We start from the raw sequence: 16,262 nt of genomic DNA, 5'->3' as shown, positions 1-16,262 counted from the left end.
GCCAGGAGTAAGGTGACGAGCCTATTCCTTCCAGTTCACCGCTCTCGTCTGCATTTCCTCGATGTCGAAGTTATTCGCACCCTCCACAAACTCGTTGGTGAGGAGGTTGGCGGCATCGACAGTGTTCGCGAGTTCGCCTTCCTGATGCAGAAGATCAATGAAGGACTGGATCTCATCCTTGTTGATGTAACCGTATTCCTGCGCCGGCCGCTTGCTGATGTCCCAGGAATGGGACACAAACTTCAGTGCGATGGTGCCCTTTTCCAGCGCTTCCGCTTCCGAACCCGGCAGCTTGCCGTCAGGATTGACCTGCCAATACATCCTGAGCGCCTCTTCGGGATTGTTAAGGATAAAAACGGTCGCCTTGGCGATAGCACGGGTAAAAGCCTGGAGTTCCTGCTTCTTTTCGGCGATCGTGTTGTCCATCGCGAAGAAGCCGCCATTTCCGACATCACCGATCAGCGGATGCTGGATATAGCGGAGCTTGACGCCCTGAGCCTCGTAATCCGCGTAGACGGCGTCCCAGAAGGACAGTGCGTCGACCTGTCCGGTCTCAAGCGCGGCCAGGGGTTGGGCGCCAACGTTGACCGGCACGAAAGTCATCGAGGCCGGGTCCGCACCGGCGCTTTTCACCATGGATCTCGCGAAGAAGACGCCCGGACTTGCCATATTGACCACGCCGATATTCCTGCCGGCGAGATCCTTGGCATCTTTGATCGGCGAATCCGGCTCGACCGCCGCGAAAAAGCTGGAGCGGGTGAAAGTCTGGTAGATGAACCGCCCGCGCACCCCCTTTTCATAGGCGGAAATCAATGGTTGCCAGACGATATGCGCCACGTCGGCATCGCCGGCCGCAACGACCTGCACCGTCAGCGGTCCTCCACGGCCGTAGCGGGTTTCGACCTCGATCCCCTCTTCGGCAAAGAAACCCGCCTTGTCAGCCACATAAACCGGCATATAGACGATGTTGGGCACGCTGCCCGCACCGAGAAACACCAGCTTTTTCTTTTCCTGCGCCGGCGCGGCGCCTGTTCCGAGCGCCAGCGCCATGAGGGCTGCCGCCAGCAACGAAACTGCTTTCTGCCATGCCATGAAACATCTCCTCCCAGAGTGACGGCCGCGGCCTCTCTGGCGGGACCGGCGGCATTGTTATGATCAGGCCGTTGTCATGCTCAGTTCCTCGGGCGCTCCCAGAACGTGTAGCGGCGCGCCACCCTCCGCAGGATCGCGCTCAGCGCAACGCCCATGAACGAGAGATAGATCAGCACCGAGAACATGCCGGCGACGTCGATGGTGCCCTGGCGGATGATGATCAGCACGCCGAGCCCCCGGGTCGCACCCACGAATTCGCCGACGATGACGCCGATGACTGCAAAAACGAGGCCGATCTGCAGCCCCGCGAACAGGTACGGCAGCATGCTCGGAAGCCGGAGCTTGAAGAAAGTTTGCGACGGCGTCGCCCTCAGGGCGCGCATCAGGAGCAGCTGCTGCCCGTCCACTGCCTTCAATCCGGCCACGATATTGATCAGGATCGGAAAGAACGCGATCAGCGCGCCGGTGATGATCTTCGACTGGATGCCGAAACCGAACCAGATCAGAAAGAGCGGCGCGATCGCCACCTTCGGCACGGTCTGGATCGACAGGATCAGAGGGAAGACGGTCCGTTCGACGATCGGCACCAGCGCGATCGCCGTTCCGGCAATCAGGCCCGTGACCGACGCCAGAACGAAGGCGAGGCAGACTTCCAGGAAAGTGATCGGGAAATGCCTCAGAATATGGCCGGCGGTCAGATCCTCGATGACCCGCCCCGCAATCGCCGACGGCGCCGGCAGAATGTAGGGCTGGACGTTGAAGAGGATGACGCTGGCCTCCCATAGCGCCATGAAGACCAGCAATGCCAGACACGCCATCAGCGTATCGTTGGCGAGCAGTCGCTCCATGTCGAATTTTGTGCCGTTCGAAGGGGTGACCTCGGTTGAAACGACGCGGCTCATGTCAATACCCTCAATGGAGAAGCGCGCGGAGACGGTTGACGTAGACGCCGAATTGATCGGATGCCATCAGGTCGATCCGCCGTGGCCGGGGAATATCGATGGTGACGATATCGCGGATCGTCGAAGGCCGCCCGCTCATGACGATCACCCGGTCCGACAGGAAAGCCGCCTCCGGGATCGAATGGGTGACGAAGAAAACCGTCGTACCCAGTTCGATGCTGATCCGCTGCACTTCGAGGTTCATCTGTTCGCGCGTCATCGCGTCTAGCGCCCCGAAAGGCTCGTCCATCAGGAGGAGCGAGGGGGTGAGCATCATGGCGCGGGCGATCGCGACACGCTGCTGCATGCCGCCCGAGAGCTCGGAGGGATACTTGCGCTCGAAGCCGTTCAGCCGCACCATATCGAGGAGATGCCGCGCCCGCTCCGCCCGCTGTTTGGCATCCATGCCGAGCACTTCAGCCGGCAGTTCGACATTGGTCTGGACATCCCGCCACGGGAAGAGAACCGGGCTCTGGAAAACAATGCCGACTTCCGATTCCGGCTCGACAATCTCACGCCCACGATAAAGGACACGCCCGTCCGACGGCTTCAAAAGCCCCGCCGCCATCATCAGAAGCGTACTCTTGCCGCAGCCCGAAGGGCCAAGAATCGAGATGAACTCCCCTTCGGCAATGCTGCAGGAGACCCCGTTCACTGCAGCAACGGTGACGCCGTCACGGGATTTGTAGGATTTGGCCAATCGGTCGAACTGAAGCAGCGGCGGCGGCGCTTCGAGCGATGCCGCGCCGGCCGGCGCAGCCCCGAACCGGGAAATGCTGGCAATATGTTGGGCTTCCATTCCGTACGGTCCTCCTGCCGTCAAGACGGATCAGCTGATCTCGTGATGCTTTCGTGCTGTTCTCGGCGAACAACTCTCCCTCCGAAACCCCTGCTTCTGTTGGCGGATTTTCGGCTGGCGCATTCCCATAAAAGCCTTTAGTACAATTGATAGGACTTTAGGATTAAAGGAGACTGCACGCTTTGGAAAAGGATGTCAACTCGCCTGCTTCCGATATCTGCCGGCAGCGTTTCACGGGAAGGCGGGCGACGCACGGCGACGATTCTGGTCAGGAGCCTCAGCCATGGGAATTGTGGAGAAATTTCTCGGAAAGACCCGTTATTTGGAACAGGAAACGCCGGGAAAGACCCAGGAGTTGCTCCTGCTTGTTCACGGCTCGGGCGGAGCGGCGGATGTCTGGCGCCCCATCCTCGGGCGCTTTCGCGCGGTGCATCCGATTGCCATCGATTTGCCTGCGCACGGCAAAACCCCCGGCCCCTGCCTGACAAGCGTCGAGGCATCGGTCGATTTCATCGAGGACTTCCGAAGGCAACTGGGGGCGGAACGCATCGTCATTCTTGGCCATTCCCTTGGCGGCGCCACGACGCAATTATATGCGTACAAGCATCCCAACCGTTGTCTCGCGGCGGTGATCGCCAGTTCCGGCACCACTTTCACCGCTGATCCGGCCCGTACCGAAAAGGTGCGAACCGACTGGGCGAGCTGCGTCGACCACTATGCGAACGGCCAGGTTTCACCCCGGGCCTCGGCCGAGGCCCGGACGGAGGCCCGCAGGATGGTCGAGGCGCGCGACCCGCAGATCTTTGCGACTGACCTCGTCACCTGCCGGGGGTGGGATTCCCGTGCGTGGCTGCATGCGGTGAAACCGCCCTGCCTTGTGCTCGTCGGCCGTGAGGACCCCCTGACGCCGCCTGAAAAGTCGCTGGAGATCTACGAGACGATCCGTCACGCCGAACTTGAGGTCGTGGGCCCGGCTGGGCATTCTCCGTTTCTCGAACATCCGGCGCGTTACGTGGCAGCAATCGAAGGTTTCGTCGAAGCCGTGTTGGAAAAATCCGGCCGCCGGCCCCGCCCCTGAACACATTGAGCTACTTGACGTCTTCGAGCATCTTGTGGACGTTGCCGGGGCGGAAGCCGAAGCCGGAAGCGGCCGCCACCTCCTCAAGCATTGTATCGACCTCGCTTTTCGGCAGGCGCGAGGCGAGGAAAAGCGGACCGCCACGGAATTTCGAGAAGCCGTAACCGTTGACGAGCACGAGATCGATATCGGCCGCCGAACGGGCGATGCCGTCCTCAAGCACCAGCGCCGCTTCGTTGACGATCGCACCGAGCGCCCGCCGCTGGATGTCCTTTTCGGAAAAGCTCCGCGACAGGCCATGAGCCGCCGCCGCTTCCTTCACGATCGCAGTCACCGCCGGATCGGCCTTGCCGCGCCCTGACCCCGTGTCGGCGTAGTCGTACCAGCCCAGGCCGGTCTTGCGCCCGAGCCTGCCCATCTCGCAGAGCCGGTCGGCGATGCTCACGTAGCGTTCGCGTGGATCGCGGGTCGGCGCCCTGCGCTTGCGCATCGCCCAGGCGATATCGAGGCTGGAAAGATCGGAAACCGCAAACGGGCCCATGGCGAAGCCGAAGGCTTCCATCGCAGCATCCACTTCCTGGGGCAGCGCTCCTTCCTCCAGCATGAACTCGCACTGGGCGCGATAGCGCGCATAGATCCGGTTGCCGATGAACCCCTCGCCCACTCCGGCAATGACAGGCAGCTTGCCGATCGCCTTGCTCACCCAAAGGCCGGTATTGACCACTTCCGGCAGGCTCTTCGCGCCGCGCACCACCTCCACCAGCCGCATGCGATGGACCGGTGCGAAGAAGTGCAGACCGATCACCTCGCCCGCCCGCCCGCTCGCCGCGGCCAGCATGTCGAGATCGAGATAGGATGTATTGGAGGCAATGACCGCCCCTGGCCGGGCAAGTTTCCCGAGAGTCTGCATGACGGCGGTCTTGGCCCCCACATCCTCGAACACGGCCTCGATGATCAGGTCGGCATCGGAGAGCGCCTCGATGTCGGCGGTATAGGCCACGCGGCCCATCGCCGTCGCGGCTTCGCCGGACGCCAGCCTGCCGGAGCGGACGAGATCACCGATCGCCTGGGCGATCCGGCCTTCCGCCCGATCGAGTATGTCGACCTCCCTGTCAGCGAGCGTCACGGCGAAACCCGCCGCCGCGAAGACGGCGGCGATACCCGCGCCCATGGTCCCGGCGCCGACGACGCCGATATCGTGGATTGCGCGCGGTGGATGGGTCGAGCTGCCCTCCACGCGGGCGGCAGCCCGCTCCGCGAAGAAATTGTAGCGCAGAGCCGCCGCCTCTTCCCGCGTCCGCAAGAGCTGGAAAACCCGCCGTTCCTCGGCAAGCGCCTCGTTGAATGGGGTCGTGCCGGCGCGGATCACCGCAGCGACCGCCTCGCGCACGGCCTCGCGGCCCCTCCCGCTTCTGAGCGCCGCAGCTTCCGCGGCCGCGATTGCCGCGGGATCCTCCGCCGGTACGGATAGCGCGCCGAGACGCCGCTTGGCGCCCTTCAGCGAGAGGGCGAATGCCGCGGCCTCCTTCCGCATGTCGCCCGCATCGATCAGCCTGTCGATGATTCCGATCGTCAGCGCTTCGGTCGCCTTGATACGCCGCCCCGACACCACGAGGTCGATCGCCTTGACGATGCCGGTCAATCTCGGCAGGCGCTGCGTTCCGCCCGCACCCGGAATCATGCCGAGCGTTACCTCGGGAAGCCCGACCAGCGCCTCGGGCACCGCCACGCGCGCATCGCAGCCAAGCGACAGCTCGAAGCCTCCGCCGAGCGCCGCGCCATGGATCGCCGCGACGACGGGCTTGGGGCATTGCTCGATTTCGGCGATCACCGCCGGCAGCTCCGGCTGCTGCAACGGCGCGCCGAACTCCTTGATGTCGGAGCCGGCAATGAATGTTTTCCCCGCGCCGATCAACACACCCGCGCCTGCCGAGGCATCCGCCGCGAGCCGTAGAACGGCATCCCTGAGGCCGATGCGAACCGCAGCCGAGCCGGCATTGACCGGTGGATTGTCGATGACAATGAAAGCAACGCCGTCCTGAACCTCATAACGCACGGGCGCAGTTGTCTTCTTGTCCGCAGCATTCATTGCCGATCCTCCTCCGTTGGACCGGCCGGGCTATCGCCGCAGGCTCGCGGCAACGGGATCGTTGATGATCCGCACGGGGTTTCCCGACAGCCAGGCGGCGATGTCCTCAATGGCGTCACGGAAATAGATGCGGTAGGTCTCCTCCGTGACGTAGCCGAGATGCGGCGTGGCAACGACGTTCGGCAGACGGCGAAACGCATGGTCCGCCGGCAGGGGCTCCCTGTCGAAGACATCGAGGCCGGCCGCCGAAAGCTTGCCGCTTTGGAGCGCCTCGATCAGCGCTCCCTCATCCACCAGGGGGCCGCGCGATGTATTGAGGAGCACCGCACCGTCCTTCATCAGCCCGATCTCGCGTCTGCCGATCAGACCCGTGGTCTGTTGCGTCAGCGGTAGATGCAGGCTCACGATGTCGCAGGCGCCCAACAGATCGTCCAGGGACGGTGACAAGCCGATACCGAGTTCGGCGCTCTTCTCTGCGGTATTGGATCTGGACCAGGCCACCACATTCATGCCAAAGGCCTTGCCATAGCCGGCAACCCGTCGCCCGAGCTTGCCGAGACCCGCGATCCCCAGCGTCTTCCCGTCGAGCTCGCGGCCGACCGTGAGCTGCCACCGTTCGCCGCCGGCGCGAAAGTTCGCCACTTCGTCCGGGAGGTGGCGCATCAGCGCAAGAAGAAGCCCCCAGGCGAGCTCGGCCGCAGGCCCCACCAGACCGCCCGTGCCAGCGACGCTGATGCCCAGCCTCGCCGCTGCCCGCATGTCGATGGAGCCATTGGCCATGCCCGTCGTCACCAGGAGCTTCAGCTTCGGGAGTTGCTCCAGAAGCGACGCGTCGAACACGGTGCGCTCACGCATGGCGATCACGATGTCATAATCCCTGAGCCGCGACACGGCAGCCTCACCCGTTCCGGTATGGGTAGAGAAGACGTCGATCGCCACCTTCCCGTCGAGCGCACTCCAATCCGCGCTGGAGAGAGCGATCTGCTGGTAATCGTCGAGAATGGCACAATGCAATGACACGTCTGAAAGCTCCTCGAGGCAGGGCTGGCCGCCATGATCAACCTTCCGCATCAATCTTCCGCTTGTCGAGGAAGGCCGCCTGCGCCTCCCGGGTGTCGGCGGTCGAGGCGAGGTCGTGGGTTATCGTCTGCTCGTAACGATAGGCGTCGCGCGGGGGCATGTTCTCGACAGTGCCGAAACCGCGCTTGATGAGCTTGACGGTCATCGGGCTCTTCGCCGCGATTTCGCGGGCGATCTGTAGGGCCTCATCCGTCAGCTTTTCACGTGGTACGCAGCCGGAAATGACGCCGAGCCGGTAGAGCTCGGCCGCCGGGACCTGCCGCCCGGTGAAATAGATGAGTCGCGCCCAGGAGCGGCCGAGATGCTCCGTCATCAACTTGCCGCCGCCGGCGAGTCCGACGTCGATCTCCGGCATCTTCGCCCAGGCGTCGTCGGCTGCAATAATGATGTCGCAATAGAGCGCGAGGGCGAAACCGGCGCCGATCGCCGGCCCGTTGAGGGCGCAGATTACCGGCTTCATGCAGTCGGCGGCGGCGTAGAAGAACTCGCGCGTCACGCGATTGTGGCTGATGTAGTCACCCGGCTGCTGCACGAGGTCGCGGCGCTCCTTGATGTCGGCGCCCGCGGAAAAAACCTTGCCGGCCCCCGTCACCACCACCACGCGTACATCGTCACGATCGCTCAGGCTGTCCATCAGCCAGATAAACTCGTCCCGCATCCGGCGGTTCTGGGCATTCACCGGCGCGCGATCCAGCGTCATAGTTGCAATGAAATCCGTGACTTCGAGGCGACAGGTCTGCAATTCCATCGGTCTATGTCCTTATCAGTGGGCATGCGCCGAAGCGCTGCCAGGAAACGCCCGGAAAGGCTTTCGCGGTCCAGCGGGGTCGCTGCGCCCCTCCTGAACGAGCCTGCCGCTTTCACCGTAGCTGGCATGGTGCAGCGCGAGCGATACATCCCGCTCTACTACGGCATGGAGCAATTCCGCCCGGCTTCGACACGGGCGAGAATGTCGCAGACTTCCGCAGCCAGCCCGCGGGCAAGGCCGAGCGAAGTCTCGTCAACCATCGGCAAGTGCGGATGGGCGAAGAGCGGGCGACCGGTCGCCGGCGTTCGCTGTTCGCCACCCGAAATCGCGTTGAAAAGGCCGGTCTTGCCCGCGCCGTCCGGCCTGCTCACTGCCGTGACCTGATTGGCGGGCGCCGCCATCCAGACGGCGATACGCGCCTCGATACGACCGAAGCCGACGCTCAGGCTGGAAGGCGCGGGCAGATTACGGATGGACACCGGCGCCGCGAGCCCCGCGACGGGCGCAACCGGTATCGATCGACAATGTCATCAGGTTGGGTGGAAACACGGCGCCTCTCCTCCCTTGAAGTTGCCATTCCCTTTTTGGGCGTTTCTGCCGCTATCAAACTATCGAATGAAAAGCGGGGTGAAAACCTTGGGTCATGCAAACCTTTGTTGCAGATTTCGTAAAGATGTTGCCGATACCGCCGCATACACTCGATAAAATGCAAAGTGAGACCGATCATCACTTCTGGGCCGCGACAGCCGGTGGTTTGGAGGGCACGGCGTCACCCAGCTCGCGGCGGAACACCTCGGCGAGGAAATCGACGAACATTCTGAGCTTCACCGAGGTGCGGCGCGATTTCGGGAAGACGGCATAGACGCCGTTCTCGAATTCAAGGTGGCTTACGCGATATTCCGGGAGCAGCCGCACCAGCCTGCCGGTTTCGAGATCCTTGTAAACCGACCAGTCGGGCATGAGCGCGATGCCGACCCCGGCACGTGCCATTTCCAGAAGCGCAAACCCGGAATCCGTCTGGAGGGCGCCCTTGATGGGCACTTCCTCAATGCGCCGGTCGGTGTCGAGAAAACGCCAGACGGGGGTTCCGAGGTTGATGCGGTAAGCGAGACAATTATGGTTCCTGAGATCGGATGGCATCTTGATCGGTGGATGCCTCGCCAGATAATCCGGCGTGGCGCAGGCGATCCGCTCGCTTGAGACGAGCTTGCGCGCGATGAGGGAGGAATCTTCCAGCCGCCCGATGCGGATGTCGAGGTCCGTCCCCTGTTCCATCACCGGAGCGATGTTATTGGAGAGCATCAGGTCGAGGGTTATATCCGGGTATTGCTGAAGGAACTTCGGCAGATGAGGCAGGATCATCAATTGCCCCACCAGCATGCGGGCGTGCACCTTCAGTATTCCCTGGGGCTTGGTATGGAACTCGCTGATGGCGCGATTGGCGTCCGAAAGCTGCTGCAGGATCTGCTCGACCTGGCTGTAGTAGAGTTCGCCCGCCTCCGTGAGCGCAAGGTTGCGGCTCGAGCGTTTGAGAAGCTGTGTGCCCAGCTGGTCCTCCAGCGAGGTGATATGGCGCGACACGGACGCCGGCGAGCAGCCGAGCAGCCGGCTCGCGCCAGAAAGGCTGCCCTGCTGTACAGCATTGACGAACGACCTGAACGCCTGCACCCATTCCACAATGCTTCTCCCTTTCCACCGCTGGAGGGGCGTTCTGAACGGAGCAAAGTTATCCGCTCTATCTATTTGTTCAGACGTCAGATTTTCCCGCCAGGCAGCTGGTTGCCGGCCCGTGTTCCTAATATCTGGCTATGAATATGCCAATCTTTGCGAAATCCGAAAAGATGCCGTAAAGCCGATCATGCATCAGGGTCGAGACTCAACGCAGCCAGCATGAGACAAGCGCAGCGAGGCGCAGAGATGCGAGATCGTTCCTCTCGAGCTTGTCGTATCTGGTTGCGTTGAGTCTCGACCCCAGAGGCTGCTAGTGACCATGGACAGATCGGAGATCCGGCGCCTCGGCTGAGAACGAACTCATCTTTGGCAAAAGTTCTGCCAGCCAATCGACAAAAACGCGCACTTTGTTGCTGAGGTGCCGGTTCGGCGGATAGATGATGTACAGTGGCTTCGGGGCCGTGTACCAATTCAGTAGTAACGGGACGAGGCGCCCATCGGCGATCGGCTCGCGGGCCATGAAGGTCGGCAGTTGCATGATGCCGTGGCTGGCGAGGCCGGCAGCCAGATAGCCCATGCCGTCATTGAGCGCGATGGTGTAGCGCCCGGTGACCTCGATCGTTTCGCTGTGGTTCTGATAGACCAGCGGCAGGACCCTGCCGCCGAGCGCCGGCCGATAGGCGACGATCTGGTGGCCGTCCTCGATGTCGTGCGGATGGCGCGGCGTGCCGAAGCGGGCAAGGTAGTCGGGCGTGGCGCAGGTGATGAGCTGTATCTCGCCGATCCGCCGGGCGATCAGGCTCTGGTCGGTGATCTCCCCGGCCCGCACCGCGCAATCAAGATTGTCGCCGATCAGGTCGGCCGCGCGATCGCTCAGGCCGAGATCGAGCTGGATGTCGGGGTAGCGCCCGTTGAACTCGTGCAGCGCCGGGATGATGATCGATGTCGCCAGCGCCGAACTGCAGTCGACCCTGAGCCGGCCGCTCGGTCGCGCCTGCGCCAGCGTCAGGCTGGCGTCAAGTTCGTCGAGCTCCGACAGGAGACGTAGCGCCCGCTCGTAATAGGCCGCGCCGTCCATGGTCACCGTCACGCGCCGCGTGGTGCGATTCAGCAGCTTGGTGCGCAAATGTCCTTCAAGCTGCTGGATCAGCTTGGTGACGGTCGGCTTCGGCGTGTCGAGGAGATCGGCCGCGCGGGTGAACGTTCCCGCCTCGACCACCCGTACGAAGGCTCGCATCGCTGCCAACTGGTCCATGTGAACCTCAGATTGTTTCTCTGGGTGAACAATGAATAAGCGAATAGCCTATTTATTCCGAAACGTCGATTCCCTAGTTTGCGCTGCAACGCAACAACGAGGTGTGCCATGCCCCCGATCGCCACGCAGAAGCTTCAGCCGGTTCTCTCCGTCTTCTGGCGGGAAGAGAGCCTGAGCGTCCGTGGAGAAAGCTTCTCCGGGCGCCTCTATGTTCCCGCCGAGGTGCCGGAGAACGCCGGCCTCGTGCTGCATCTGCATGGCGGCCACTTCAACAGCGGCTCGCCGGCGGAAGGGCAAGCCGTCGCAGCGGCGCTGACCGAGGCCGGCGCGGTCGTGTTCTCGCTCTCCTATCCGCTCGCACCGGCCCATCGTTTCCCCGAGACGCTCGAACTCATCTATGGAGCGCTCGAGGCCCTCGCCAGTGGACGGAGCCGCTGGGCGACGCGCGGTGCGCCGATCTACGTCGCCGGCGAAGAGGCCGGCGGCAATCTCGCCGCCGCGCTCGCCATGATGACGCGAGACCGTGGCGGCCCGGCGCTCGCCGGCCAGATCCTGCTTTCGCCGATGCTCGACGCCTGCCTCGGCACCGCTTCCTTGCGCGGCGCTCAGGCCGGCCCGGTCGGCTGCTGCTGGGCCGACGGCTGGGCCGATTATCTCGGCACGCCCGAGCGCGCCGCTCATCCCTACGCCGCGCCATTGCAGGCGACGCGTCTCGCCGGTTTGCCGCCGGCGCTGCTGATCAGTGCGCAGGACGACCCGATGCGCGACGAGGCGGCGCAATATGCTGCCCGGCTCGCCCGCGCGGGTGTCGCCGTCCGCCATGTCGAGCTCGCTGCGCCGACGCGCTGGCCGCAGGCCTATGCGGACGTGCCGGAGAAGGGTTCATGTCTCTGCAAGACCTGCGGCGAGATCGCCGCCTTCTATGAGCGGACCGCGCCGTCCTAACGGTCTCCCTTTCCGACTATCCCATGTCATTCTCGAAGAAGGACCGCCCCCCATGATTCAGGGAACGAACCGTCGCGGCCTTGTGGCTGCCCTCACCGTCGCTGTCGCACTGACCGCCATCGCCGCCTTTGCCCTCCCCGGCAACCTCGCACAGGGGGACACCCCCGCCGCTCCTGCTCCCGCCGTGCCGGTCTCCGTCGCCACGGTCGAGGCGCGTGAGATCGTGCCCTGGGCCGAGTTTTCCGGCCGGCTGGAGGCGCTCGAACGCGTCGAGCTGCGCTCGCGTGTTTCAGGCGTCGTCGAGGCTGTGCATTTCCGCGAGGGCAATCTGGTGAAGCAGGGCGATCTGCTCGTCAGCATCGACCAGGCGCCCTATCTCGCCGAGCTCGAACGCGCTGAAGCGCAGGTGCTCAGCGCCCAGGCGCGCGTCGCGCTCTCCGAGAGCGAGCACGAACGCGGCCAGAAGCTCTTCGCCACCCGCAACCTCTCGCAGCGTGACCTCGACACCCGCGTGCATGGCCTGCGCGAGGCCGAGGCCAATCTCCGCGCCGCCGAGGCGGCCCGCCGCACGGCGCAGCTCAACCTCGACTACACGCAGATCCGCGCCCCGATCAGCGGCCGCATCGGCCGGCTGGACGTCACCGTCGGCAATCTCATCGCCGCCGGCGACCAGGTGCTGACCAGCCTGTTGTCGGTCGATCCGATCTATGCGGCTTTCAATGCCGACGAGCGCAGCGTGCTCGACGCGCTCGCCTCGCTGCCGGATGGTTCGCGTGCGCTGGAGCAGATTCCGGTGAGGCTCACCACGGCGACGACCGAGGCGGCGCAGTTCAGCGGCCGTTTGCATTTCGTCGACAACGGCATCGATGGCGCCAGCGGCACGGTGCGGGTGCGCGCCCTTCTCGACAATCCCGACGGGCGGCTGATGCCCGGCCAGTTCGTCCGGGTGCAGCTCGGGCAGGCCAGGGCCGAGCCGCAGCTCGTCATCAACGAGCGCGCGGTCGGCACCGACCAGAACAAGAAGTTCGTCTTCGTCGTCGGCGACGACGCGACGGCCGCCTGGCGCGAGGTCTCGCTCGGCCCGGCCCATGACGGGCTGCGTGTGGTCAATGCCGGGCTGAAGCCCGGTGAGCGCATCATCGTCAACGGGCTGCAGCATGTCCGGCCCGGTGCGACAGTCGCGCCGGAACCGGTGCCGATGGCCGAGAAGAGCGAGCTGAAGAAGCCCGCGACCGAACTCTCGCAACGCTGAACCACACGACACTGAACCACACGATGCTGAATCCGTGGCCAGCTGCGGACGCCGCGAAGCGGGACCGCAGCTGGCAAGCATACGTCGCTCGAAAAGGGGACGCCCCATGAACCTCTCCAAGTTCTTCATCGACCGGCCGATCTTTGCGGCGGTCCTCTCCGTGCTGATATTCCTGGCCGGGCTGCTATCGATCAGGGCCCTGCCGATCTCCGAATACCCCGAGGTCGTGCCGCCGACCGTGGTCGTACGCGCGCAGTATCCCGGCGCCAGCCCGCGCGTGATCGCGGAAACCGTGGCGACGCCGATCGAGGAGCAGATCAACGGCGTCGAAGGCATGCTCTACATGTCGAGCCAGGCGACGACCGATGGCGTGATGACGCTGAACGTCACCTTCCGGCTCGGTACCGATCCGGACAAGGCCCAGCAGCTCGTGCAGAACCGCGTCAGCCAGGCTGAGCCGCGCCTGCCCGAGGAGGTGCGCCGGCTCGGCATCACCACGATCAAGAGCTCGCCCGACCTGACGATGGTGGTGCACATCATCTCGCCGAACGGCCGCTACGACATGACCTATCTGCGCAACTATGCGTTGCTCAACGTCAGGGACCGGCTGGCGCGCGTCGACGGCGTCGGCCAGGTCCAGCTCTTCGGCTCGGGCGACTATTCGCTGCGTGTCTGGCTCGATCCGCAGAAGGTTGCCGAGCACGGCCTGTCCCCGGGCGACGTCGTGCGCGAAATCAGGGCCCAGAATGTGCAGGCCGCCGCCGGCGTGATCGGCGCGTCGCCGAGCGCGCCCGGCCTCGATTTCCAGCTCTCCGTCAATGCGCAGGGGCGCCTCGAGTCGGAGGAGGAGTTCGGCGAGATCATCGTCAAGACCGGCGCTGACGGCGCGGTCGTGCGCCTCAAGGATGTCGCCCGCATCGAGCTCGGTGCGGCCGAATACGCGCTGCGCTCGCTGCTGAACGGCCAGTCGGCCGTCGCGGTGCCCATCTTCCAGGCGCCCGGCTCCAACGCCATCGCGATCGCCGACCAGGTCGAGACGGTGATGGCCGAAATCAAGCAGAACATGCCGGAGGGTGTCGACTACAGCATCGTCTACGACACCACCCAGTTCGTACGCGCCTCGATCGAGGCCGTCATCCACACTCTGCTGGAGGCGGTGGCGCTGGTCGTGCTCGTCGTCATCGTCTTCCTGCAGACCTGGCGGGCTTCGATCATCCCGCTCCTCGCCGTTCCGGTCTCGATCGTCGGCACCTTCGGGGTGATGTACCTGATGGGCTTCTCGATCAACGCGCTCAGCCTCTTCGGCCTCGTGCTGGCCATCGGCATCGTCGTCGACGATGCGATCGTCGTGGTCGAGAACGTCGAGCGCAACATCGAGAACGGCCTTCCCCCGCGCGAAGCGACCTACAAGGCGATGCGGGAGGTCTCCGGCCCGATCATCGCGATCGCGCTGGTGCTCGTCGCGGTCTTCGTGCCGCTCGCCTTCATCTCTGGGCTCACCGGCCAGTTCTACCGCCAGTTCGCGCTCACCATCGCGATCTCGACGGTGATCTCGGCGATCAACTCGCTGACGCTCTCGCCAGCGCTGGCGGCGCTGCTGCTGAAGGGCCACGAAGCCCCGAAGGATGGGCTGACGCGCGTCATGGACCGGGTGCTCGGCTGGTTCTTCCGCGCCTTCAACCGCTTCTTCCGGCGCTCCTCGGAGGCCTATGGCGGCGGCGTGCGCCGGGTGATCTCGCGTCGCGCGATCATGCTGGGCGTCTATGTCCTGCTGCTCGTCCTGACGGGCGTGCTGTTCAGGGCGGTGCCGAGCGGCTTCGTGCCGGGTCAGGACAAGCAGTATCTCGTCGGCTTCGCGCAATTGCCGGATGCCGCTACACTCGACCGCACAGAGGACGTGATCCGCCGCATGGACGAGATCGCTCTCAAGCATCCGGGCGTCGAGAATGCGATCTCCTTTCCAGGCCTCTCGATCAACGGTTTCACCAACTCGTCGAATGCCGGCGTTGTCTTCGTGGGGCTGAAGCCCTTCGCCGAGCGCAAGGACCCCTCCCTGAGCGGCGACGCCATCGCCATGCAGCTCAACAGTGAGTTCGCCGGCATCAAGGAGGCCTTCATCGCAATGTTCCCGCCGCCGCCCGTGCAGGGGCTCGGCACCATCGGCGGCTTCAAGCTTCAGATCGAGGATCGCGTCGGCCTCGGCTATGCCGCCCTCGACGAGGCAACCAAGGCCTTCATGGCGAGAGCCGCGGAGGCGCCGGAGATCGCGGGCATGTTCTCGAGCTTCCAGGTCAACGTCCCGCAGCTTTATGCCGACATCGACCGCACCAAGGCCCGTCAGCTCGGCGTGCCGGTGAACGAGGTGTTCGACACGTTGCAGACCTATCTCGGCTCGACCTATGTCAACGACTTCAACAGGTTCGGCCGCACCTACACCGTGCGCGTCCAGGCCGATGCGCCCTTCCGCGCCCTGCCTGAACATATCGGCCAGCTGAAGGTGCGCTCGAACACGGGCGAGATGATCCCGCTAAACGCGGTGCTGGACGTCCGCTCCGATTCGGGGCCCGAGCGTGCGATGCGCTACAACGGCTTCCTCTCGGCCGACATCAATGCCGGGGCGGCTCCTGGCTTCTCCTCCGGCCAGGCGCAGGAAGCGGTGGAGCGCATCGCCGCGGAGACCTTGCCGCAAGGCTTCGCCTTCGAGTGGACCGAGTTGACCTATCAGGAGATCCTGGCGGGCAATTCGGCGGTGATCGTCTTCCCCGTGGCGATCCTTCTCGTCTTCCTAGTGCTGGCGGCACAGTACGAGAGCCTGACCTTGCCCATCGCGATCCTGCTCATCATCCCGATGGGCCTGCTCGCGGCGCTGACCGGGGTTTGGCTCACAGGGGGAGACAATAACGTCTTCACCCAGATCGGCCTCGTCGTACTGGTCGGCCTGTCGGCCAAGAACGCCATCCTGATCGTCGAATTCGCGCGCGAGCTCGAATTCGAAGGCAGGACGCCGGTCGAGGCCGCGGTCGAGGCGAGCCGGCTGCGCCTGCGGCCGATCCTGATGACCTCGCTCGCCTTCGTGATGGGCGTGGTGCCGCTGGTCGTCTCCACCGGCGCCGGCGCCGAGATGCGTCAGGCCATGGGCATCGCGGTTTTCGCCGGGATGATCGGCGTCACCGCCTTCGGCATCTTCCTGACGCCGGTCTTCTACGTGCTGATGCGCAGGCTGGCGGGCAACCGCGCGCTCGCCAGGCATGACGTCGAGGCGCCGGTCCCGCAAGCCGCGGAGTAACGGGGCGGACCTGCCTCGACCTGAAG

The 16,262-nt window shown here is 64.4% G+C and carries 13 protein-coding genes; 4 read left to right on the top strand and 9 right to left on the bottom strand.

Annotated elements, in window-relative coordinates; genetic code table 11:
- Positions 1-21 precede the first annotated feature (21 nt).
- From ACUSIJ_RS15480 to ACUSIJ_RS15470, 3 genes are all read right to left on the bottom strand, one after another.
- The gene (locus ACUSIJ_RS15480) at positions 22-1,092 is read right to left on the bottom strand and encodes an ABC transporter substrate-binding protein (RefSeq protein ID WP_449309307.1); all 1,071 of its coding nucleotides are present in this window, start codon (positions 1,090-1,092) and stop codon (positions 22-24) included.
- Between the two features lie 80 nt (positions 1,093-1,172).
- Positions 1,173-1,994: an ABC transporter permease gene (locus tag ACUSIJ_RS15475; RefSeq protein ID WP_449309306.1), complete on the bottom strand. Its 822-nt coding sequence runs from the start codon at positions 1,992-1,994 to the stop codon at positions 1,173-1,175.
- Between the two features lie 10 nt (positions 1,995-2,004).
- Entirely contained in the window at positions 2,005-2,832 is an 828-nt protein-coding gene (locus tag ACUSIJ_RS15470; protein WP_449309305.1) for an ABC transporter ATP-binding protein, read from the bottom strand.
- 283 nt (positions 2,833-3,115) lie between these two features.
- On the opposite strand from ACUSIJ_RS15470, the gene ACUSIJ_RS15465 reads away from it, so the two are divergent.
- A complete protein-coding gene (locus ACUSIJ_RS15465; RefSeq protein WP_449309304.1) occupies positions 3,116-3,910 on the top strand; it encodes an alpha/beta fold hydrolase in 795 nt (264 codons plus the stop codon).
- A gap of 10 nt (positions 3,911-3,920) precedes the next feature.
- On the opposite strand, the gene ACUSIJ_RS15460 is transcribed toward ACUSIJ_RS15465, so the two are convergent.
- From ACUSIJ_RS15460 to ACUSIJ_RS15435, 6 genes are all read right to left on the bottom strand, one after another.
- Positions 3,921-5,999, bottom strand: a complete 2,079-nt coding sequence (locus tag ACUSIJ_RS15460) for a 3-hydroxyacyl-CoA dehydrogenase NAD-binding domain-containing protein (protein ID WP_449309303.1) — start codon at positions 5,997-5,999, stop codon at positions 3,921-3,923.
- A gap of 30 nt (positions 6,000-6,029) precedes the next feature.
- On the bottom strand, positions 6,030-7,019 hold the full coding sequence (locus ACUSIJ_RS15455) for a D-2-hydroxyacid dehydrogenase family protein (RefSeq protein ID WP_449309302.1): 990 nt from the start codon (positions 7,017-7,019) through the stop codon (positions 6,030-6,032).
- Between the two features lie 37 nt (positions 7,020-7,056).
- Positions 7,057-7,827 carry an enoyl-CoA hydratase/isomerase family protein gene (locus tag ACUSIJ_RS15450; RefSeq protein WP_449309301.1) on the bottom strand — a complete coding sequence of 257 codons (771 nt, stop codon included), beginning with the start codon at positions 7,825-7,827 and terminating at the stop codon, positions 7,057-7,059.
- 158 nt (positions 7,828-7,985) lie between these two features.
- Positions 7,986-8,306 (bottom strand): hypothetical protein, encoded by a 321-nt coding sequence (locus ACUSIJ_RS15445; RefSeq protein ID WP_449309300.1) that lies wholly within the window; start codon positions 8,304-8,306, stop codon positions 7,986-7,988.
- A gap of 247 nt (positions 8,307-8,553) precedes the next feature.
- Entirely contained in the window at positions 8,554-9,504 is a 951-nt protein-coding gene (locus tag ACUSIJ_RS15440) for a LysR family transcriptional regulator (RefSeq protein ID WP_449309299.1), read from the bottom strand.
- 304 nt (positions 9,505-9,808) lie between these two features.
- A complete protein-coding gene (locus ACUSIJ_RS15435; protein ID WP_449309298.1) occupies positions 9,809-10,753 on the bottom strand; it encodes a LysR substrate-binding domain-containing protein in 945 nt (314 codons plus the stop codon).
- A 108-nt stretch (positions 10,754-10,861) separates the two neighbouring features.
- Between ACUSIJ_RS15435 and ACUSIJ_RS15430 the strand changes: the two genes are divergently transcribed.
- The 3 genes from ACUSIJ_RS15430 (at position 10,862) to ACUSIJ_RS15420 (ending at position 16,236) form a co-directional block, all read left to right on the top strand.
- On the top strand, positions 10,862-11,698 hold the full coding sequence (locus ACUSIJ_RS15430; protein ID WP_449309297.1) for an alpha/beta hydrolase fold domain-containing protein: 837 nt from the start codon (positions 10,862-10,864) through the stop codon (positions 11,696-11,698).
- A 52-nt stretch (positions 11,699-11,750) separates the two neighbouring features.
- Entirely contained in the window at positions 11,751-12,950 is a 1,200-nt protein-coding gene (locus tag ACUSIJ_RS15425) for an efflux RND transporter periplasmic adaptor subunit (protein ID WP_449309296.1), read from the top strand.
- A gap of 106 nt (positions 12,951-13,056) precedes the next feature.
- Positions 13,057-16,236: an efflux RND transporter permease subunit gene (locus tag ACUSIJ_RS15420; protein ID WP_449309295.1), complete on the top strand. Its 3,180-nt coding sequence runs from the start codon at positions 13,057-13,059 to the stop codon at positions 16,234-16,236.
- The last annotated feature ends 26 nt before the right edge of the window (positions 16,237-16,262 follow it).

It is taken from the genome of Pseudochelatococcus sp. B33 (assembly GCF_053570585.1).
Note: the sequence above shows the minus strand (reverse complement) of the source record. Positions and strands in the feature narration are given on the sequence as shown.